At 73.9% G+C, this 21,142-nt stretch carries 13 protein-coding genes; 7 read left to right on the top strand and 6 right to left on the bottom strand.

What is annotated here, in order from left to right:
- Positions 1-364 precede the first annotated feature (364 nt).
- Positions 365-913 (bottom strand): MarR family winged helix-turn-helix transcriptional regulator, encoded by a 549-nt coding sequence (locus tag ACIHEJ_RS37260; protein ID WP_400142215.1) that lies wholly within the window; start codon positions 911-913, stop codon positions 365-367.
- Between the two features lie 110 nt (positions 914-1,023).
- Between ACIHEJ_RS37260 and ACIHEJ_RS37255 the strand changes: the two genes are divergently transcribed.
- Positions 1,024-2,313, top strand: a complete 1,290-nt coding sequence (locus ACIHEJ_RS37255) for an MFS transporter (RefSeq protein ID WP_400142213.1) — start codon at positions 1,024-1,026, stop codon at positions 2,311-2,313.
- A 65-nt stretch (positions 2,314-2,378) separates the two neighbouring features.
- On the opposite strand, the gene ACIHEJ_RS37250 is transcribed toward ACIHEJ_RS37255, so the two are convergent.
- The 3 genes from ACIHEJ_RS37250 to ACIHEJ_RS37240 all read right to left on the bottom strand — a co-directional run bounded on the left by ACIHEJ_RS37250 (position 2,379) and on the right by ACIHEJ_RS37240 (position 6,411).
- Positions 2,379-3,182, bottom strand: a complete 804-nt coding sequence (locus ACIHEJ_RS37250; RefSeq protein ID WP_400142211.1) for a class I SAM-dependent methyltransferase — start codon at positions 3,180-3,182, stop codon at positions 2,379-2,381.
- A gap of 65 nt (positions 3,183-3,247) precedes the next feature.
- Complete coding sequence (locus tag ACIHEJ_RS37245; RefSeq protein ID WP_400142209.1) at positions 3,248-4,900, bottom strand: SpoIIE family protein phosphatase; 1,653 nt, start codon at positions 4,898-4,900, stop codon at positions 3,248-3,250.
- Positions 4,901-5,031: 131 nt separating this feature from the next.
- Positions 5,032-6,411: an NAD(P)/FAD-dependent oxidoreductase gene (locus ACIHEJ_RS37240; protein ID WP_400142207.1), complete on the bottom strand. Its 1,380-nt coding sequence runs from the start codon at positions 6,409-6,411 to the stop codon at positions 5,032-5,034.
- Between the two features lie 378 nt (positions 6,412-6,789).
- On the opposite strand from ACIHEJ_RS37240, the gene ACIHEJ_RS37235 reads away from it, so the two are divergent.
- Both ACIHEJ_RS37235 and ACIHEJ_RS37230 read left to right on the top strand, forming a co-directional pair.
- On the top strand, positions 6,790-7,554 hold the full coding sequence (locus tag ACIHEJ_RS37235; RefSeq protein WP_400142205.1) for a TetR/AcrR family transcriptional regulator: 765 nt from the start codon (positions 6,790-6,792) through the stop codon (positions 7,552-7,554).
- A gap of 163 nt (positions 7,555-7,717) precedes the next feature.
- Positions 7,718-9,610, top strand: coding sequence for a sigma-70 family RNA polymerase sigma factor (locus tag ACIHEJ_RS37230; RefSeq protein WP_400142203.1), 1,893 nt, complete (start codon positions 7,718-7,720; stop codon positions 9,608-9,610).
- Here the strand turns inward: ACIHEJ_RS37230 and ACIHEJ_RS37225 are convergent.
- Positions 9,597-12,959 (bottom strand): ATP-binding protein, encoded by a 3,363-nt coding sequence (locus tag ACIHEJ_RS37225; protein ID WP_400142202.1) that lies wholly within the window; start codon positions 12,957-12,959, stop codon positions 9,597-9,599. The genes ACIHEJ_RS37230 and ACIHEJ_RS37225 overlap by 14 nt on opposite strands.
- Positions 12,960-13,171: 212 nt before the next feature.
- Entirely contained in the window at positions 13,172-15,250 is a 2,079-nt protein-coding gene (locus ACIHEJ_RS37220) for an asparagine synthase-related protein (RefSeq protein ID WP_400142200.1), read from the bottom strand.
- 701 nt (positions 15,251-15,951) lie between these two features.
- On the opposite strand from ACIHEJ_RS37220, the gene ACIHEJ_RS37215 reads away from it, so the two are divergent.
- The 4 genes from ACIHEJ_RS37215 to ACIHEJ_RS37200 all read left to right on the top strand — a co-directional run bounded on the left by ACIHEJ_RS37215 (position 15,952) and on the right by ACIHEJ_RS37200 (position 21,032).
- A complete protein-coding gene (locus tag ACIHEJ_RS37215; RefSeq protein WP_400142198.1) occupies positions 15,952-17,376 on the top strand; it encodes an MFS transporter in 1,425 nt (474 codons plus the stop codon).
- An 89-nt stretch (positions 17,377-17,465) separates the two neighbouring features.
- The gene (lhgO, locus tag ACIHEJ_RS37210) at positions 17,466-18,683 is read left to right on the top strand and encodes an L-2-hydroxyglutarate oxidase (RefSeq protein ID WP_400142196.1); all 1,218 of its coding nucleotides are present in this window, start codon (positions 17,466-17,468) and stop codon (positions 18,681-18,683) included.
- Between the two features lie 57 nt (positions 18,684-18,740).
- Positions 18,741-19,565: a tRNA (guanosine(46)-N7)-methyltransferase TrmB gene (gene trmB / locus ACIHEJ_RS37205; RefSeq protein ID WP_400142194.1), complete on the top strand. Its 825-nt coding sequence runs from the start codon at positions 18,741-18,743 to the stop codon at positions 19,563-19,565.
- Positions 19,566-19,628: 63 nt separating this feature from the next.
- Positions 19,629-21,032 (top strand): PrsW family glutamic-type intramembrane protease, encoded by a 1,404-nt coding sequence (locus ACIHEJ_RS37200; protein WP_400142192.1) that lies wholly within the window; start codon positions 19,629-19,631, stop codon positions 21,030-21,032.
- Positions 21,033-21,142 lie beyond the last annotated feature (110 nt).

Below are 21,142 nucleotides of genomic sequence, written 5' to 3'. Positions count from 1 at the left end.
GGTTCTCGCTCTCGCGTTTCCCTTTCCGGCGGTTCCGACTCTATCAGATCCTTTCGGCGTCTGACCCCCAGTCAGCGGGGTTTGTCTTCCCGGCCGTTGGGCCGTTCCGACGTCTCAAACCTTAGCGGATCCGCTCGGCGATTCCCAATCGGGCCGCCGGGCTCCATTCGAATTGAATTCGGGCACGCCGAAAACAACCCGTCCGGGAGATCGTGCTGATGGTGTGAGGGGTGCCGCTCGAGGCGGCTGAGGTGCTGTCGCAGAAGCGTTACGGCTCCGCGGCAACCCGAAGAACTTTACGGAGACGGCAGGGGAGTGTCAAGCGTCCCCTGTCAAGATCTTTTCGATGGCCTGCGCTCGAGGTTCAGTCGAGGTCGCTGAGGCGCCCGCCGGCGTCCGGCTGGGCGTGCTCCACCCTGCGCAGGAGTCTGGTCAGGACCTCGCCGAGGACGGCACGCTCCGCCGGTGTGAGGTCCTGGAGCAGGTCCTCCTCGAAGACCGTCGCCAGGCGCATTGCCTCCAGCCACTTCTCTCGCCCCTCCGGGGTCAGCTCGACGATGACCCGTACGCGATTGGACTCGTCCCTCTCACGGGTGACCAGTCCTTCGGAGACCATGCGGTCGATCCGGTGGGTCATCGCGGCCGGCGTGAGTCCGAGGCGCTTGGCGAGGTCGCTGGGGCCCATGCGGTAGGGGGCGCCGGAGAGGACGAGTGCCTTGAGGACCTCCCACTCGGCGTTGCTGATGCCGAGGGCGGACGTCTGGCGTCCGTAGGCCACGTTCATGCGGCGGTTCAGCCGGGACAGCGCCGACACGATCTTCTCGACCTGGGGGTCGAGGTCCTGGAATTCGCGCTGGTAGGCGGCGATCTGCTCTTCGAGGGTCGGCTCCGCGACGCCGGGAGTGTCGGCCATGGCCGCAGTATGACACGCGACGCCTTTGCCTTGAAGTCCTTCGCTGTGTACTCTTTAGCTTCGAACTTTAGCTTCGAAGTCTTCAGGTCTAACTAGTGAGAGAGGTGAACGTGACCAGGGCGATGGGCGCAGCGATGCGCCGGATCCACGTGGGTAACGCACTCAGCGCGTTCGGGCTCGGCTTCACCGTCCCCTACCTGTACGTCTATGTGGCGCAGGTCCGGGGGCTGGGAGCCATGACGGCGGGTCTCGTGCTCGCCGTCTTCGCCGTGGCCGCGCTGATCGTGCTGCCGTTCGCCGGCAGGGCGATCGTGCGGCGCGGCCCGCTGCCGGTCCTGCTCGCCGCCCTGGTCACCGCCGCTCTGGGGGCGCTGAGTCTGGGTCTGGCGGGCGGCGCCGCGGCCGTGCTGGCGTCCGCCGCCGCGCTCGGTGCCGGGCAGGCCGTGATGCAGCCGGCGCTGGCGACGATGATCGTGGACTGCTCCACGGCGGACACGCGCTCGCGTGCGTTCGCGATGCAGTTCTTCCTGCAGAACCTGGGTCTGGGGATCGGTGGTCTCATCGGCGGTCATCTCGTCGACACCACGCGCGTGTCGTCGTTCACGCTGCTGTTCGCGATCGAGGCGGCGATGTTCCTGCTGCTGGTCGGCGTGATGGCGACGGTGCGGATGCCGCACTCGCCGCGGATCGAGGACGCGCCCGCCGGGTCGGCGAAGGGCAGCTGGCGGCAGCTGCTCGGGAACCGGGCGATGGTGCAGCTGTGCGTGCTGGGCTTCGTGCTGTTCTTCGCCTGCTACGGCCAGTTCGAGTCGGGGCTGAGCGCGTACGGCGTGGAGGCGGCCGGGATATCGACCTCCGCGCTGGGGACGGCCCTGGCGGCGAACACGCTGATGATCGTGGTCGCCCAGTTCGCCGTGCTGAGGTTCGTGGAGCGCCGGCGGCGGTCGCGGGTGATCGCCGCGGTCGGTCTGATCTGGGCCGTGGCGTGGGTCGCGGCCGGGTACGCGGGTCTGGGGCACGGCAGCCAGGAGATGGCCACGGCCGCGTTCGTGTCGACGTACGCGCTGTTCGGGCTGGGTGAGGCGATGCTGTCTCCGACGGTCGCGCCGCTGGTCGCCGATCTGGCGCCGGAGGGCATGGCCGGGCAGTACAACTCGGCGTTCGCGCTGGTCAAGCAGCTGGCGCTGGCGGTCGGTCCGGCGGTGGGCGGGCCTCTGGGCGCCTCGCTGCACGCGCCGTACATCGTGACGTTCCTGCTGTTCTCGCTGGGGATCACGTTCCTGGCGCTGCGGCTGGGGCGGCGGCTCACCGCCGTACAGGACCGGCCGTGGTCGGCGCGCGAGACCCGGGTGGTCGCGCGCGGTGGGGCGCCTGCGGAACCGGTGGCCGCGGAGGCGTGAGCCGGTGGTCGGAGGACGGCCGTCACCTTCGGGTGGCGGCCGTCGTCGTGTGCCAGGGGCGGGCGTCAGCGGGTCGCCGTGACCAGGATCGCGGTGAAGGGGAGCGTGGCCGTGGCGTCGGCTGCGGTGTGGTCGGCCAGCTCGTCGCGGACCAGCCCGGCCGCCCGGGTCAGGGCCTCCGCGCCGCCGGCCGCCGTGATCAGGCTGCCCCAGAGGGCGGACAGGTGGTCATGGGCGTAGGTGTCCAGCGGGGGCAGGGCGATGCCGAAGGTGACCTCGCGGTGGGCGATGTCGCGGTAGCCGGCCGCGCCCAGTGCGGTGGCGAGCCTCTCGGCGGTGCAGGTGAACGCCTTGTCGAAGTGGCGGATGGTGTCGGGGCCGCCGTACTCCTGGATGGCCCGTCGCTCGGCGAGGAAGTAGGGCTGGCGCTCGACGGGAGCCCAGACGGTGGCGGCGAAGCGGCCGTCCGGGCGGGTGACCCGGGCCGTCTCGGTGAGGGCGGCGGTGAGGTCGGGGAAGAACTGGGCGCCCTGCTGGCAGACGACGGCGTCGAAGACGGCGGCCTCGTAGGGGAGGCGGTCGGCGGGGGCGACCGTGTATGCGATGTCCGGGTAGAGGCGCGGGTGGTGATCCCGGGCGACCCGGATCATGCCCTCGTCGATGTCGGCGCCGAAGACCCGCCCGGCGGGGCCGACCAGCGGGGCGGCCGCGTGGGCGACGAAGCCCGTGCCACAGGCGAGGTCCAGGACGGTGTCCCCGGGGCCGAGGTCGGCGGCGTCCAGCAGCTCGGCCACGAACGGGCCCATGATCGGGGCGCTGTGGACGTCGTACCCCTCGGGGCCTTCGCTGCTGCGGTGCGTGTCTGCCATGGGTGAGCTTCTAGCACCGTGGGCGGTGTGCGGGCGGGTGCCGCGCGGGCGGCCGGGGCGGCGGGTCATGGCTTCGCCCTGGGCAGGACGAACTCGCACCACACCGCCTTGCCGCCGCCCGGGGTGCGCCGGCAGCCCCAGCTGGAGGCGATCGTCGCCACGATGGCGATGCCCCGGCCCGATTCGTCGCCCGGTTCGGCGCGGCGCCGCCGCGGCAGGTGGTCGTCGCCGTCCGTGACCTCGACGATGAGGCGGCGGTCGGTGCGGCGCAGGCGCAGGCGCATGGGCGGGGTGCCGTGCTGGAGGCTGTTGGCGACCAGTTCGCTGGTGGCGAGGACGCCCAGGTCGTGCAGCTCGGGTGGGAAGCGCCAGCTGGTGAGGACGCCGGAGGCGAAGGCACGCGCGCGGGGGGCCGCTTCGACGCCGCCGAGGAGTTCCAGGGCGGCGTTGCGGAAGAGGTCGCCGTCGGGGCCCGTGCGGGCGGGGTGCTGGAGGACGAGGACGGCGACGTCGTCGTCGTGGTCGGCGGTGACGCCGGCCGAGCGGACCAGACGGTCGCAGACGACCTGGGGACTTCCGGTGGCGCCGGCGAGGGCGGCTTCGAGGGCCGCGATGCCCTCGTCCAGGTCTTCGTCGCGTCGTTCGACCAGGCCGTCCGTGTAGAGGACGGCGGTGGCGCCGGGGCCGAGGGCGATGGAGCCGGAGGCGTGCATCCAACCGCCGGTGCCGAGGGGCGGCCCGGTGGGTTCGTCGGCGCGGGAGACCGTGCCGCTCTCGTCGCGGACCAGGATCGGCAGGTGGCCTGCGGAGGCATACACCAGCCGGCCCTCGTTGGGGTCGTGGACGGCGTAGACGCAGGTGGCGATCTGGTTGGCGTCGATCTCGGTGGCGAGGCCGTCGAGGAGCTGGAGCACCTCGTGCGGGGGCAGATCGAGACGGGCGTAGGCGCGGACGGCGGTACGGAGCTGGCCCATGACGGCCGCCGCGCGCACGCCCCGGCCCATGACGTCGCCGATCACCAGGGCCGTGCGGCCGCCGCCGAGGGTGATCACGTCGTACCAGTCGCCGCCGACCGCGGCCTCGGTGCCACCGGGCTGGTAGGTGGCGGCGATGCGGAGGTCGTCGGGCTCCTCCAGCTCCTGCGGGAGCAGGGAGCGCTGGAGGGTGACGGCGGTCTCGCGCTGGCGGCGCTCGCTGGCGCGCAGGCGCTCGGCGGCCTCGGCGTGGTCGGTGACGTCGGTGGCGAAGACGAGTACGCCGCCGTCGCGGTCGCCGTCCTCGGCGACGGGGGTGCAGGTGAAGGTGTACGAGCGGCCGTCGACTGCCTTGCGGGACTTCAGGGTGCGGGGCTTGCCGCTGCGCAGCACCTGGTCGAGGAGCGGGAGCAGGCCCAGTTCGGCGAGTTCGGGCAGCGTCTCGCGGGCGGGGGTGCCGGTGGGGCGGGCGCCGAAGGCCGCGGTGTAGGCGTCGTTGACGTAGGCGATGCGGTGGTCGTGGCCGTGGACCAGGGCGACGAGGGCCGGGACGCGGTCGAGGACGTCGCGCGCGGGCAGTTCGTCGACGGCGGGCACCGGGGGTGTGTCGTCGGCCGGCTGCTCGCCGCGGGCCGCGGGTACGGAGCCTTCCCCCCGCCGGTCCGGGGAGACCGGGGTCTCGGTCCGCGCGGCGGCGCGGCGCTGCGTTCCGGGGAGCCGGGCGCTCCAGCGCGTGAAGTTCACTTGGGAAGAGGCCTCGTGGGTGCTGTGGGCGGGCGGGTGGCCCGTCCGAGGACGTGGGGCAGTCTGGCAGGGAGCGGGCCGCGGCGACATCCGTCAGACGCCTGGGCGGTCCGTGGAGTTCCTCGGTCGGGTCAGGACGACCCCTTCGGGTCGTCAGAGGGGCTGTGAGGAGGCTTTCCACCGGCCGCGAGTTCGAACTCCGCGCGCGGATGTTCGAGCGACCCGAGCGAGACGATCTCCCGTTTGAAGAGCCCGGCGAGGGTCCATTCCGCCAGCACGCGGGCCTTTCGGTTGAAGGTGGGCACCCTGCTGAGGTGGTAGACGCGGTGCATGAACCAGGCAGGGTAGCCCTTCAGCTTGCGCCCGTAGACCTGGGCGACGCCCTTGTGCAGGCCGAGGGAGGCGACCGAGCCGACGTACTTGTGCGCGTACGTCCGGAGGGGCTCGCCGCGCAGGGAGTGGGCGATGTTGTCGCCGAGGATCTTGGCCTGGCGGACGGCGTGCTGGGCGTTGGGGGCGGTCTCGGTGCCCGGTTCGGCCGCGGTGACGTCGGGTACGGCGGCGGCGTCCCCGGCGCCCCAGGCGTGTTCCGCACCGTCGACGGTCAGTTCGGCGGTGCACCTCAGCCGGCCGCGGTCGGTGAGCGGCAGGTCGGTGGCGGCGAGCAGCGGGTGCGGTTTGACGCCGGCCGTCCACACGAGCGTACGGGTCGGGAACCGCTGGCCGTCGCTGAGGACGGCGACGCGGTCGGTGCAGGATTCGAGGCGGGTGTTCAGCAGCACCTGGATGTTGCGGCGGCGCAGTTCGGTGACGGTGTAGCGGCCCATCTCCGCGCCGACCTCGGGCAGGATCCGGTCGGTGGCCTCCACGAGGATCCACTTCATGTCCTCGGGGCGGACGTTGTGGTAGTAGCGCGCGGTGTAGCGGGCCATGTCCTCCAGTTCGGCGAGCGCCTCGACGCCCGCGTAGCCACCGCCGACGAAGACGAAGGTGAGGGCGGCGTCACGGATCGCGGGGTCGCGGGTGGAGGAGGCGATGTCCATCTGCTCGATGACGTGGTTGCGCAGCCCGATGGCCTCTTCGACGGTCTTGAAGCCGATGCCGTACTCGGCGAGGCCGGGTACGGGCAGGGTGCGGGCGATCGAACCGGGCGCGAGCACGAGTTCGTCGTAGCCGAGGAGTTCGGCCGCCCTGCCCTCCTCGGCGGCGGCGAGTGTCCTGACGGCGGCGGTGCGCACCGCGTGGTCGACGGAGGTCACCTCGCCCACGACGACGTGGCATCGGTCCAGCACCCGGCGCAGCGGTACGACGACGTGGCGGGGGGAGATGGAGCCGGCCGCCGCCTCGGGGAGGAACGGCTGATACGTCATGTAGGGATCGGGAGTGACGACGGTGATGTCGGCCTCACCCCGCCTGAGCTCGCCCTTCAGCGTCCGCTGTAGGCGCAGGGCCGTGTACATCCCGACGTGGCCGCCACCGACGACCAGAATGCGCGCACGTTCCTTCACCATCCCATGACGCACCCGGCGCTGTTGTTTGTCCACAGCCCCGGCAATTTGTGTGACTGGCGGCCGAGTGGGCGCGCGGCCGTGCGCGGTGTCGTGGCAGGACGAAAGGGACCAGGTCAGCGGGGGCGGGCGAGAGGGAGTGAAAGGGCGGAATCGGGACGTACATGACCCGTACTCCGATCGAGGGGCGCACTGTGCGGAACCTGCCCCTTCTGAATTGACTTCCTCTCAACTATGTTCGTGTGTCGACGGGGTGTAGGGAATGTGGTCGAACGGGTCCGCGACGGGCGGTTCCGGTCGAGACCGAAGCCAGTTCCGCGCACTCCGGATTCAGTGGTGGGGAGAGTCTCCGGGGGGAGACGTCATAACCGGGGGAAACACATGCATGTTCAGGGCACGCATTGGTCATCCGCAGCCGCCGTCGCGACCGGCGGCGGGGCGATGAGCGCGGCGACGGGCAACGGCCGCGCGGACGCGGCGCGGACGACGCCGCTGCGCGTGGACGCACAGCGCAACCTGGAGCACGTGCTGCGCGCGGCGCGTGAGGTGTTCGGTGAGCTCGGGTACGGCGCGCCGATGGAGGACGTGGCGCGGCGGGCGCGGGTGGGTGTCGGCACGGTCTACCGGCGCTTCCCGAGCAAGGACGTGCTGGTCCGGCGGATAGCCGAGGAGGAGACGGCACGGCTGACCGAGCAGGCGCGGACCGCGCTCGGGCAGGAGGAGGAGCCGTGGTCTGCGCTGTCGCGGTTCCTGCGGACGTCCGTGGCGTCGGGGGCGGGGCGGCTGCTGCCGCCGCAGGTGCTGGCCGGTGCCGCGCAGGGCTCCGCCGGTGCGGCCGGGTCCGTCGGCGAGGCCCGGGTCCCGCAGCAGCGGGCGCAGCCGGAGAGCGGTGAACTGCGGCTGGTGCCGGGGGTCTCCGCCGGTGGCGCCGACGACAGCGGTGTCGGGGTGCTGCTCGAGGTGGTCGGGCAGCTCGTGGAGCGGGCCCGGACGGCCGGTGAACTGCGGCCGGACGTGTCCGTGGGGGATGTGCTGCTGGTGATCGCCACGGCGGCGCCGTCCCTGCCGGATGCCGCGCAGCAGGCGGCGGCGTCCGCCCGGTTGCTGGACATCCTGCTGGAGGGGCTGCGGTCCCGGCCGGCGTAGCCACACCCGCGCGTTCACTCGTCCGGGTGGTGGCCGTACGACCGTACCGACCAGAGCCCTCGGACGAGTGGATGCCGTGAACATGCGGGCCTCGACCGGAGAGCGCTGTGGCACGCTGAGCCGGTGACGGGTTGGGCTGGTCCGGTGCCGGGGGCTTTCCGCGATGGGCGTTGACGGGTGGGACGAGTCACGCGATGACGACGCGGGCGCGGAGGCCGGCGGGCTCACCTCGCCGCAGGTGCCGAGCCAGGGTGGTCGCGCGGCTTCCCCCGGCGGGCCGGGCCGGCGGAACGTGCCGGCCCAGCGAGACGGCAGCGTGCTGCCGCTGCCCCGGCAGCTGCCGCCCGCGGACGGCGAACTGATCGAGCGGATGCGGGGCGGTGACGACTCCGCCTACGAGGAGCTGTACCGGCGGCACGCGGACGCGGTGCGGCGCTACGCGCGGACCTGTTGCCGGGACCGGCACACCGCGGAGGATCTCACGGCCGAGGTCTTCGCCCGGATGTTGCAGGCCGTGCGGGGCGGCGCCGGGCCCGAGCACGCCGTGCGGGCCTATCTGCTGACCTCCGTACGGCGTGTCGCCGCGCACTGGAGCAGGTCCGCCCGGCGCGAGCAGCTCGTCGACGACTTCGCCGTCTTCGCCCAGCAGGCCACCCGGCCCCCGGGGGTGTCCGACGGCGATGCCCTGGACCTGGGCGCCGACGTGCGCGCGCTGCACGAGGCCGAGCAGTCCATGGCGATGCGGGCGTTCCGCTCGCTGCCCGAGCGCTGGCAGGCCGTGCTGTGGCACACCGAGGTGGAGGACGAGTCCCCGAGTGAAGTGGCCGTGCTGTTCGGGCTGGACGCCAACGGCACCCGGGTGCTGGCCAGCCGTGCCCGCGAGGGGCTGAAGCAGGCCTATCTCCAGGCCCACGTCAGCGCCACCCTCGTCCACGACGAGGACTGCGCCCGTTACGCCGACCAGCTCGGCACCTACGCCCGCCGCAAGCTGCGCATCCGCGCCGAGCGGGGCCTGCGCAAGCACCTGGAGGGGTGCGCCGGGTGCCGGCTGGCGGCAGCGCAGATCGAAGAGGTCGCGAACGGTATCCCCGGTGTCGTCCCGGTCGCGGTCATCGGCTGGTTCGGGGCCGCGGGGTACGCCAAGGCGCTCGGGCTCGTGGCCGGCGGCGCCGGCGCGGGGGCCGCCGGTGCCGCCGCGGCCTCCGGGTCGTCCGGGGGCGCGTCCGGCGCGGGCGGGGCCCTGGCCTCGGAGGGTCTCGGGGCGCCGGTGAAGGCGGGGATCGCGGCCGGTGTGGTCGCGGTGACCGCCGCCGCGGTGGCCCTGGCCCTGGTGAACGACGGCCGTCCCACGAAGCCGGCCGCCAAGCCGTCACCGTCCCCGCCGATGGTGCAGCCCGAGCCGCCGAAACCGGCCCCGTCGAAGAAGAAGCCCACTCCGCAACCGGTCGCGCCCGCCCCCGAACCGGCCACCACACCGGCCCCGGCCCCGACCCCGACGCCCACCCCCGCGCCGAAGCCCCCGCCCGAGCCCACCCCGACTCCGACGTCCGAGCCGAGGCCGAAGCCCACTCCCACGCCCACTCCCACGCCGACCCCGGCGCCCGCTCCACCGCCGGCGGCCGCCGTCTACGAGGTGAGCGACCTGCGCTACGACGTCCTCGGTGACGGCACCCGGCCCGAGATCGCGCTCGGCGCGAGCAGCTGGGTCTGGCAGCGCTACGGCATGGCGATCGGCGGCAAGCGCTACGCGCGCGGGGCGACCGTGCACGGCGAGTCCTCCGTCACCATCGCCCTGAACCGGCAGTGCACCGCCTACGACGCGCTGGCCGGCGTGGACGACCTGACACTCGGCCTCGGCAAGGTCTCCTTCGCCGTCTACGCCGACGGGGACCGGCTGTGGCAGTCCGGCACCGTCACAGGTCACGACCCGGCCGTGCCGGTCCATGTCGGGCTGGCCGGGCGCCGGACCGTACGGCTCGTCGTGCAGCCGCGCGGCAACACCTTCGACCATGCCGCGCCGGCGGACTGGGCCGAGGCCCGGTTCACCTGCGACTAGGGCCTGCCGGATCCGCGGTCCACGGTCCCTCCACTGCTGCCGCCGTGGCTCCCAGATCCCGCAGGACGCCCGCCACGTCGAGGCCCGCGCCCCGGGCGCGCTCGGCCGCGTAACGGTCGGCCGGCAGAGCCGCGCGGGCACCGGCCTCCACCCGGGCGGCCTCGCCGCGCTCCGGCTCGGGGCGCGGCCGGCCGTCACGCCAGGCTTCCGCGGCGGCGAACAGCCGGATCGCGCCCGGCAGATCACCGAGCCGGGCCCGCAGACCAGCAGCGAGGTCCACCAGGACCGCCGTGATCGACTCGGCGCACCGCTGTTCCACCGCCTTGCGCAGCGCCTCGGTCACGATCGGCAGCCCGTGCGCGGGCCCCGACTCGGCGGCCGCGAGGAGCGCCTCGACCGCCCGCAGGCCCGCCTCGAACTGCGGTGGCGGGGCGCCGCCGTGGATCGCCGCGCGGGTCGCCTCGTACAGCTCACGGGCCTCACCGACCCGGCCCTCGTGCAGGGCGATGTGGGCGCGCAGCAGCAGCACGAACGCACGCGCCTCCGGGACGGCGTACCGGTCGGCGGCCGTCCCCGCCCGCTCCAGGGCGGCCAGCGCGCCCTGGACGTCACCGGAGCGGTAGTCGATCTCGGCGAGCCGCGCGATCAGGAACGGCGACTCGGCGTACGCGCCGACCTCGTAGGCGAGCCGCAGCGCCTCCTCGTATTCGCCCCGCGCCTCGCAGAACCGGCCGCGCGCCATGGCCGCCTCGCCGGCCGCGCTGCACACCTGCGCCCGCATCCAGCGGTCCCCGACGCGCCGGCTGAGCCCGCGCAGCTCGGCCAGGTCCTCGTCCACACCCCGCAGGTTGCCCGGGGAGTCGACGACGACGTGGGTGCGGTACATCAGGGAGACGCCGACCTCCCAGTCACCGCCGTACTTGCGGCAGTTGGCGACCGTCGCGGCGAGGTCGGCGCCCATGGCCGTCGAGCCGCCCAGGTAGTAGGTGGTCAGCGGCCAGACGATGCCCGGCAACCGGGCGGCCTGCGGACCGCCGCGCTCGTAGGCGGCACGGACGCGCGCGATGTACTCCGGGGCCCGCTCGTCGGGTCCGAGGTGGTCCGTGTTCGTCTCGGACGTCAGGAACAGGTGGAGCATCCGCAGGTCCATCCGCATCTCCCCCAGCGGGTGCGCGGCCTCGCCGTCGGCGGCGGCGAGGAAGGCGCCGAGCGGGTCGGCCGACTCCATGAGCGACGTCAGAACACTGTCCGGGGCGTCCCCGCACGGCGGGTGCGCGCGGCTCTCCGTCCGTTCCCGGGCGGCCAGGGTGTCCAGGGCCACGCCCAGGCGCAGGACCAGCCATACCCAGGCCACGGCTTCCTGGCGGTGGTTGCGCAGCCACAGGAACCAGGACATGGCCAGGACGATCGCGCCGGCCTCCTCCTCCGCGCGGGCGCGCACCGCCCGGTCCAGGGCCGCGCGGATGTTGTCCAGATCGGTCTCCAGCCGGGAGATCCAGGTCAGCTGGGCCGCCGAACGCAGTTGCGGATCGGCCTGCTCGGCCAGCGCGCGCACCCACGCGCGGTGCCGGCGCTCGGCCGCGGCGCGCAGGCCGGGGACCTCGGCCGCGCGCTCGGTGGCGTACTCGTGGATGGTCTCCAGCATGCGGTAGCGCATGCCCTCGGCGCCGTCGGGACCGCTGGGCGCGGCCACGACGAGGGACTTGTCCACGAGGGCGCCGATCAGGTCGGCCGCGGGACCGGTGCACACGGCCTCGGCCGCCGCGAGGTCCCAGCCGCCGGCGAAGACGGACACCTCGCGCAGGACCGTGCGCTCCCGCTCGTCCAGCAGCTCCCAGGACCAGTCGACGACCGCGCGCAGCGTCTGCTGGCGGGGCAGCACGGTGCGGCTTCCGGAGGTGAGCAGGCGGAAGCGGTCGTCCAGGCGGTCGGCGATCTGCCGCGGGGTCAGCAGCCTGAGCCGGGCCGCGGCCAGCTCGATGGCGAGCGGCAGCCCGTCCAGGCGGCGGCAGATCTCCGCGACGGCCTCGGTGTCGGCGAGCACCGCGTCGGCGTCGGGACGGACGGTCTTCGCGCGCTCGGTGAAGAGGCGGTGTGCCTGCTCGGGGACGAGGGGCTCGACCGGGCGCACCGACTCACCGGGGACGCCCAGGGGTTCACGGCTGGTCGCGAGGATCGTGAGCCCCGGGCAGTGGGTGAGGAGGGTCTCGGCGAGGGCGGCTGCGGCGCCGATGACATGTTCACAGTTGTCGAGGATCAGGAGTTGGCTGCGCGGGGCGCAGTACTCGATCAGCAGGGCCGTGGGGTCGGCCTGCGGGGTCGCCAGCTCGTTGGTCAGCAGGACGGTCTCGCGCAGACCGAGCGCGCTGACCACCGCGCCGGGCACCGCCTCCGGATGGTCGAGCGGGGCCAGCTCGACCAGCCAGGCCTGGGGCAGCCCTGCGGCGGCCTCCTCGGCGAGACGGGTCTTTCCGGAGCCGCCGGGCCCGGTGAGGGTGACCAGGCGGGCCCTGTGCACATCCGAACGAATGGCCTCGAGTTCCGGTTCCCGGCCGACGAAGGACGTCAGACGGGGGCGCAGGTTGCCGCTGCGCTCGGGAGGTTGGCCCGGAACCGGGGCGGACGACCGGTGTGCCCCGGGCGGCCCGGGTGTGTGCTGCCGCAGCAACGCCGTGTGCAGCGCCTTCAGTTCCGGACCCGGGTCGGTGCCGAGGGCGTCGGCGAGGGTGCGGCGGAAGGACTCGTAGCCGGCGAGGGCGTCGGCGGGGCGGCCGGTGTCGCGCAGGGCACGGATGAGGAGGGCGTGCAGGGGTTCGTCGTACGGGTGGGCCGCGGTCAGTTCCTGCAGTTCCGGTACGGCGTCCGCGGCGCGGCCGAGGTCGAGGGCCGCGGCGGCACGGGCCCGGGTCGCCTCCAGGCGCAGGGCCTCGGGGCGGGTGGCGGCGGTGCGGTCGGGGAGGTCGGCGAGGGCGGGGCCGTACCAGAGGGCGAGGGCGTCGGTGAGGATGCGGTGGGCGGTGGCCGGGTGGCCGTTCGCGAGGGCCTCGGTGCCGGTGCGGGTGAGGCGGTGGAAGACATGGAGGTCGACGTCGTCCTCGGTGGCTTCGAGGCGGTAGCCGCCGGGGGTGGAGGCGACGGTGTGGCGGCCGAGGGTGCGGCGGAGGCGGCCGACGAGGGCCTGGAGGGCCGCGGGGGCGTCCTGGGGCGGGTCGTCCGCCCAGATGTCGTCGATGAGGGTCTCGGGGGCGGTGGTGCGGCCGGGGCGGAGGGCGAGGGCGGCCAGGAGGGTGCGGAGGCGGGGGCCGCCGACGGGTACGGGGGTGCCCTGGTCGTCCGCTGCCTGGGTCACGCCCAGGATTCTGTACCGCACCCGGCCATTGTCGCGGGGGGCGGGAGGTGGGGCGACGGGGTTTCACCGGGCGGTGCGTACGAAGCCGACGGGACCGCGGCCTTCCGGGGGCGCGGGGCCGGATTTGGCAGGTGGCTCCGGCGATCGGGCGCGAGCGGCCACGACGGACCCCCGGGCGGCAGCGGCGAGGCCGCGTTCCCCTGCGTCCTCTCCTACCCGCCGGAGGCCAGGGCTCCCCTCCTCGGCTGGATCCCCGAGGGCACCGCCCGGGGGCGGGCCGGGGTGCCGGTCCAGCAGGTGCCTCGGCGCGCGAGGAGGCGGCGGAGCCAGAGTTCCAGGGAGATCAGGTCGGCCAGACCGTCCAGGGGAAGGGGGGAGCCGGCGGCGGCCGCGCGGAGGGCCTTGCGGACGACACGGGCCTCGACCAGGCCCGCGTCGGCCAGCAGGGGGGTGGAAAAAAGGTCCAGCAGGGGGTCGGCTGCCCCCCTCAGCCCCGCGCGCGCGGCAGCCGCGGACGAGGCGTGGGAGGGGGCGCCCCAGCCGGCCGGGAGGTCGGCGACGCCGGCGCCCTCCAGGACCCTGCGGAGGATGGCCGCGCGGGCGCCGGGCTGGACGCGCAGGGCCTCGGGGAGGGCGCGGCAGGCGCGGACGACCTGGTTGTCGAGGAAGGGCGCGTGCAGGCGCTGCGAGCGGATCTCGGCGGCCTGTTCCAGGACGCGCAGGTCGGCGGCATAGCGGGCGAGGGCGGCACGCGCGCGGTGGTCGCCGGGGCGCCGGTCGCCGGCCGATGCGGACCGGTCCGCCTCGGCCTGCAGCAGAACCGATACTTCAGCCAGCGCCTCGCCCGTCAGCCAGCGGGCCGCCGGCCCGGGTCTCGCCCAGCCCAGTGCCGCGAGGGACGCGCCGACCGCCCCCTTGGGCTCCTCGAAGCGGCGCCCCATCAGCCGCTCGGACAACTCCTCCAGACCCGCCCGGTAGGGGGTACGGGCCAGGCGGCGGGCCGCGCCGTACACGCGCGCGGGGACCAGTACCGAGCCGTCGGCCTTGGCCAGCGCGGCCACCGGCCGGACCAGATGGCGGCGTTTGCGGTCCATGAGGAGGTCGGCGAGGCGGGCGGGGTGGGCGTCCAGGACCTGGCGGGCGCCGTGGCCGGTGAAGTGGTCGGCGCTGCCGGCGGCGAGGCGGGCGCGGTGCCGGGCGGCCGTGACCAGGGAGGGGCCGGGCTCGTCGGTGAGCGGGCCGTCGAGGTCGGCGTAGGGCAGGGTCTCCTCGCCACCGGTGACCACCACGTGGTGCAGGCGCGGGTTGGCCGCGAGGGTGCCCGCCCGCTCGAGCTCGGCCTCGCGCCCGCCGACGGCGAGGTCGTTGAAGGTGACCGCGACGAGCCGCTCACCGGCGCCCGTGCCGTGGCCCAGAAGGGTGCCCGGTCTGCCCGGGAGCCCCGCGGCCAGCAGGGCCAGCGTGCCGGAGGCCGGCCCGCCGGACAGGTCGGCGCCGATGCCCGGCACCGGCATCCCGCGCGCGGCGCGCCGCTCGGCGGGGCCCATGCCGGGCACCGGACCGGGATCGAGGCCGGGCACGTGCCGGGGAGCCGCCAGCCGGGCGCGGACCGCCTCCACGAGGGCGTCCCGTACGGCGTCCACGGCGCGGTCGGGGTCGGCCGGGGGCGCGGCCACCGCGAGCGAGGCGACCGGCTCGTACCCGGCGATCTCGCGCGATCCGGCGCGCAGCACCAGCGCATGCCCCGGCGGCACGCGCCGTACGCCCTCGTACGGGGTGGTGTCGCGCAGCGCGGCCGGGACGTCGGGGGCGGCGAGCAGGGCGGCCAGATGACCGAAGTCGAGGTTGGCCTCGATGAGGTCGGCGAGGGGCAGGGCGGCGGTGGCGTAGGCGGTGCCGCCGGCCCACGGGGTGTGGAAGACCGGGCGCGCGCCGGCCAGGTCACCGCAGACGGTGATGCGCCGGCCCACCTGCACGACGGCCGTGTAGCTGCCGGGCCAGGTGGTCAGGTGGCGCAGTGCGCCCCCGCGCGCGGTGAACAGGGCGCGGCGCAACTCCTCGTCGGAGGCGCCGCAGATGCCGAGGACGGCGATCCGGTTCTGCGGGTCGGCGCTCACCACGCGCACCTCGTCGGGGCGCCAGTCACCGACCGCCCACAGCGGATCCGGGTCGCCCCACAGGAGTTGGGAGCCGACCGGGTGCAGGGTCTCGCCCTCGTACCCGAGAGCGCCCGCGGTGCCGGTCCCGGCGGCGCCCGCGGCGGTGCTGCTCCAACCCACCAACCACCGCATCGACGCCTCCACAGGCTGTGGACAACCAGTGCACCGTACGAACGGTTCCCCATGCTGCCATGAAGGACGCGCTGTGGAGGGGCGACGGCACCGGCTTCGATCGAGGGAATCCTGGCGGGTGTTCACGCGCGCGGTGCGGGACGGCCACCGGCCGACCATGATCGGTGCGGCGCGAATGCGCCCCCTGCGCGCTCCCCTAAAACGCCTTTCACGCCCTCAACTTGCGTGGTCGGGGCGGAAATCAACCGCGTCGTACGGGGGCTATTTTCAGCCAAATATGTTGAGCTGCACAGGGTTTGAGTACGCTCCGTACAGGCCTGCGGAGCGCGTGGCGGCACGAGCACGCGCACAGTCCGGGAGGCGGGCATCGCCTCCCGGACCGGTCCGCCACCCGCGGGGATGAAGGTGGCGGTGTCCCCCAGCCCACTGGATCCAGTACAGCGGGCCGACCCACGCAAGAGCCATGGAACCGCTCCCCCGATGGCCGGAGAAGAGCGCACGGACGGGCGCACGGCCACACGCGCGGGGGCACGAGGCGACGGGCCGTGCACGGTGCGTACAGGACCGCACTTCCGTACGGACCACAATCCCGCCATCCGGAACAATGCCCCTTAACGCTTGGGATGCGGCGAACTACGCTGGGTTTACGAATGCCGCATGGTTATGCCAGCGCGGCAGCCGTCTGTGTCGAGGGGTGGCGCATGTCCAGGGAGCAACGCGGGCCGAACGAAAAGCTCGGCGCCGTTCTCGCCCTCGCGGGAATCAGCAACGCAGGACTCGCGCGACGCGTCAACGACCTCGGCGCGCAACGCGGGTTGACTCTTCGCTACGACAAGACGTCCGTGGCGCGCTGGGTGTCGAAGGGCATGGTGCCCCAGGGCGCGGCACCGCACCTCATCGCCGCCGCCATCGGGCAGAAGCTCGGCCGCCCGGTGCCGCTCCACGAGATCGGCCTGGCGGACGCGGATCCCGCGCCCGAAGTGGGCCTCGCCTTCCCCAGAGACGTGGGGCAGGCGGTCACGTCGGCGACGGAGCTGTACCGCCTCGACCTGGCCGGCCGCCGGGCCGGCTCCGGCGGCATCTGGCAGTCGCTCGCCGGATCGTTCGCAGTGAGCGCATACGCAACGCCCGCCTCACGATGGCTGATAACCCCCGCCGACAGCTCGGTCGCGCGGGAGGCGGGCTCCGCCGAGGAGTCCGGCGCACCGATCAAAGTCGGCCACAGCGATGTGCAGAAGCTGCGGGAGGCCGCCGAGGACGCCCGGCGGTGGGACTCCAAGTACGGAGGCGGGGACTGGCGTTCGTCGATGGTCCCGGAGTGCCTGCGGGTGGAGGCGGCGCCGCTGCTGCTCGGCTCCTACTCCGACGAGGTGGGCCGCGCCCTGTTCGGGGCCAGCGCGGAACTCACCCGGCTCGCGGGGTGGATGGCCTTCGACACCGGACAGCAGGAGGCGGCCCAGCGGTACTACATCCAGGCGCTGCGGCTCGCACGCGCGGCGGCGGACGTGCCGCTCGGGGGGTACGTGCTCGCCTCCATGTCCTTGCAGGCGACCTACCGGGGCTTCGGTGACGAGGGGGTCGACCTGGCGCAGGCCGCGCTGGAGCGGAACCGGGGGCTGGCGACCGCGCGCACGATGAGTTTCTTCCGGCTGGTGGAGGCGCGGGCACACGCGCGTGCGGGTGATGCGCAGGCGGCGGGCGCGGCGCTGAAGGCGGCGGAGGGGTGGCTCGAGCGGTCCAGGGAAGGTGACAACGACCCATCTTGGCTTGGCTTTTACGGATATGACCGGTTTGCCGCCGATGCGGCCGAGTGCTACCGCGATCTGAAGGCGCCGCGGCAGGTGCGGCGGTTCACCGAGCAGGCGCTGTCGAAGCCGACGGAGGAGTTCGTACGGTCGCACGGGCTGCGGCTGGTGGTGTCGGCGGTGGCCGAGCTGGAGTCGGGGAACCTGGACGCGGCGTGCGAGCAGGGGGTGCGGGCGGTCGAGGTGGCCGGGCGGATCTCCTCGGCGCGGACGACCGAGTACGTGAGGGATCTGCTGCACCGGCTGGAGCCGTACGGGGACGAGCCGCGCGTGGTGGAGCTGCGGGAGCGGGCCCGGCCGCTGTTGATGGCGCCGGCCTGACCCCGAGGGTCCCACCGCCGACACGAGCACCCGGCAGCTGCGGCGTTTGAAGCCGTTGTCAGTGGCGCAGTGCACTATCGAGGTGGGAGGTGGTGCAGGTGCCGGTCGGGGCGTACGACTGTGACGTGCTCGTGGTCGGGGGCGGGATCGTCGGGCTGTCGACGGCGTATGCGATCACGCGGGCCGCGCCGGGGACGCGGGTGACCGTACTGGAGAAGGAGCCGGGCCCGGCCCGGCACCAGACGGGGCGCAACAGCGGGGTCATCCACAGCGGTATCTACTACCGCCCGGGTTCGCTCAAGGCGCGGTACGCGGTGCGGGGCGCCGCCGAGATGGTGAAGTTCTGCGCCGAGTACGGCATCGCGCACGCCGTCACCGGCAAGCTGATCGTCGCCACCGAGCGGGAGGAGCTGCCCCGGCTGCACGCGCTGGTGCAGCGCGGCCGGGAGAACGGGATCCCGGTGCGTGAGCTGGGCCCCGCGCAGATCACCGAGTACGAGCCGGAGGTGCGGGGGCTGGCCGCCATACAGGTCGGCACCACCGGCGTGTGCGACTTCGTCGGGGTCGCCCGGCAGCTCGCCCAGGCGTCGGGGGCCGAGATCCGGTACGGGGCCCGGGTCGTGCGGGTGGACCGGCGGGCGGACCGGGGCGTGGCCGTGCGGACCTCCGCCGGTGACGTCGTACGCGGGCGCGTGCTGGTGAACTGCGCCGGGCTGTACTGCGACGAGGTGGCACGGCTGACCGGGGACGAGCCCGAGGTGCGGATCGTCCCGTTCCGCGGGGAGTACTACGAACTGGCGCGGCCCGAGCTGGTGCGGGGGCTGGTGTATCCGGTGCCCGACCCGGCCTTCCCGTTCCTCGGGGTGCATCTGACCCGGGGGATCGACGGGGGCGTGCACATCGGGCCGAACGCGGTGCCGGCGCTGGCCCGGGAGGGGTACGGCTGGGGAACCGTACGGCCCGGGGAACTGGCCGGGACGGTGGCGTGGCCGGGGTCGTGGGTGATCGCCCGGCGGCACTGGCGCTACGGGGCCGGGGAGCTGCGGCGGTCGGTCTCCAAGGCGGCGTTCCTACAGGCGGTGCGAAGACTCCTGCCCGCGGTGGAGGCCGGGGATCTGGTGCGGGCCCCGGCCGGCGTGCGGGCGCAGGCGGTGTTGCGGGACGGGACGCTGGTGGACGACTTCCTCATCCGGGAGGGGGCGCGGGCCGTGCATGTGCTCAACGCGCCGTCCCCCGCGGCCACGGCTTCGCTGCCCATCGGGCGGGAGGTCGGTCGCCGGGCGCTGTCGCTGCTCGGAGCGCTGTAGGTGCCCTCCCGGGCGCTGGTCCGTTCGCCGGTGCCGCGCCGTAAAATCTGTCCTACTGTGTCTGACTTCCTCAACGCCCCCGAAGCCCCCGCGCCGACCCCCCACATCCCCGGTGTCTCCGTCCGGCACACCCGGGCCAAGGGAGAGCCGCGCTTTCCGGACGGGCCCAAGGCCGATCCCGCCGGGTCGCACTTCGAGCGGCGGATCCGGAGTTTCCAGCCCCGCCGCAGCCGGGTGACCGCCGGGCAGGCCGACGCGCTGCAGCGGCTGTGGCCCAAGTGGGGGCTCGACATCGACGGGCAGCGAGTGATCGACCTCGCGGAGTTGTTCGGCAACGACAATCCGGTCGTGCTGGAGATCGGCTTCGGGATGGGCGAGGCCACCGCGCAGATGGCCGCCGCCGACCCGGACACCGACATCCTCGCCGTCGACGTGCACACCCCGGGCCAGGGCAACCTGCTCAACCTGGCCGACCAGAGCGGGCTGTCCAACATCCGGGTGGGCAACGGCGACGCGATCATCCTGCTCCGGGAGATGCTCGCCCCCGACGCGCTCGACGGGCTGCGCGTGTACTTCCCGGACCCCTGGCCCAAGAAGCGGCACCACAAGCGGCGGCTGATCCAGCCCGAGTTCCTGACGCTCGCCGCCACCCGGCTGAGGCCCGGCGCGATCGTGCACTGCGCGACCGACTGGGAGCCGTACGCCGAGCAGATGCTCGAGGTGCTCACCGCACACCCGGACTTCGAGAACACGCAGGCGGACGGCGGTTTCGCGCCCCGTCCCGGGTTCCGGCCGCTGACCCGTTTCGAGGGCCAGGGGCTGGACAAGGGACATGTGGTGAACGATCTGCTGTTCCGGCGCGTACCTCACCAGGGCCGGTAGCGGGCCGATCGGGACCGACAAACCGCTCCAGCCCCTCGCCCCGACACCGTTAGGGTCGATGCCGTGGCCACCAGTCCTCCGTATCCGACGTACCCCCCGAGCCCCGAGGGCCTCGTCCTCCGCCACCCGCACTGGTGGCAGCGCAGCTGGGTACGGTACGGCGCACTGATCACCCTGCTGACGTTGTCCGGGCTGGTGATCCTCGCGCTGGTGCGGCGGCAGACCGGCACCGAGGGGTTCCTCGTCGGGCTGGGGCTGGCCGTGCTGCCCGTGCCCTGGCTGGTCAGCGCCTTCCGGTGGCTGGACCGGGTGGCCCCGGGCCCCTGGCGGAACCTTGTCTTCGCTTTCGCCTGGGGGGCGTGTGCGGCGGCGCTGATCGCCATCGTGGCCAACAGCTTCGCCACGAAGTGGATAGCCACCGCCACCGCCGACCCGGCCGGTGCGGACACCCTGGGCGCCACCGTGATAGCGCCGATCGTCGAGGAGTCCGCGAAGGCCGCGGCCGTGCTGCTGGTCTTCCTCTTCCGCAGACGTGACTTCACCGGGATCGTGGACGGGGTGGTGATAGCCGGGACCACCGCCACCGGGTTCGCGTTCACCGAGAACATCCTCTACCTCGGCACGGCCTTCGGGACCGACCAGCTCACCGGCGGCCGCGGCATCGCCTCCGTCACCGCCGCCACCTTCTTCGTGCGCATCGTGATGTCCCCGTTCGCGCACCCCCTGTTCACCGTGTTCACCGGCATCGGCTTCGGCATCGCCGCGCTGTCCGCGGAGCGCCACCGCGTCCGGCGGGTGCTGCTGCCGATGTGCGGGCTGCTGCTCGCCATGAGCATGCACGCCACCTGGAACGGCTCCTCCACCTTCGGCGAGTTCGGCTTCTTCGCCATCTACGGCGCGTTCATGGTGCCCGCGTTCGGCCTGCTGACCTGGCTGGCGATCTTCACGCGCCAGCGCGAGCTGCGGACCGTGCGGGAGGAGCTGCCGTCGTATGTGCCCGCGGGGTGGCTGGGGCCGGGCGAGCCGTACGCGCTCGGCTCGATGCGGGCGCGGCGGATGGCCCGGGACTACGCCCGCCACCACCTCGGGCGTCCGGCGGCACGGGCGGTGGCGCGGTACGAGGCCCACGCCACCTCGCTCGCGCTCCTGCGGCGGCGGGGGCGGGAGGGGAAGGCGGGCGCCGACTTCGTCGTACGGGAGCGGGAGCTGCTGGACGAGCTGTGGAAGCGGAAGGACGTCTCCGGGCCGGCCCTGGAGTACGCGGCGAGGGCTGCCGCTCCGGCACGGATGCCTGCGGCGCCCTGGCCGCCCTACGGGTACCCGGCGTACGGGAACGCGGTGTACGGGTATCCGGCGTACGGGACCGCCGCGTACGGGTATCCGGCGGTGCCTTCTCCCGCTGGGTATCCGGCGGTTCCGTATCCCGCCCGACCCGCGTATCCCGTGCACAACCCGTATCGGCCGTAGCGTCCGGGACGCGGGAGGGGTGGGGGGGGGGGGGGGGGGGGGGGGGGGGGGGGGGGGGGGGGGGGGGGGGGGGCGGGGGGCGCGCGGGGGGGGCCCCCCCCCCCCCCCCC

The sequence above is a fragment of the Streptomyces sp. NPDC052301 genome, from assembly GCF_044593395.1.
Classification (GTDB): domain Bacteria; phylum Actinomycetota; class Actinomycetes; order Streptomycetales; family Streptomycetaceae; genus Streptomyces.
The sequence above is the reverse complement of the archived record's forward strand: the minus strand, read 5'-3'. Positions and strand labels throughout refer to the sequence as shown.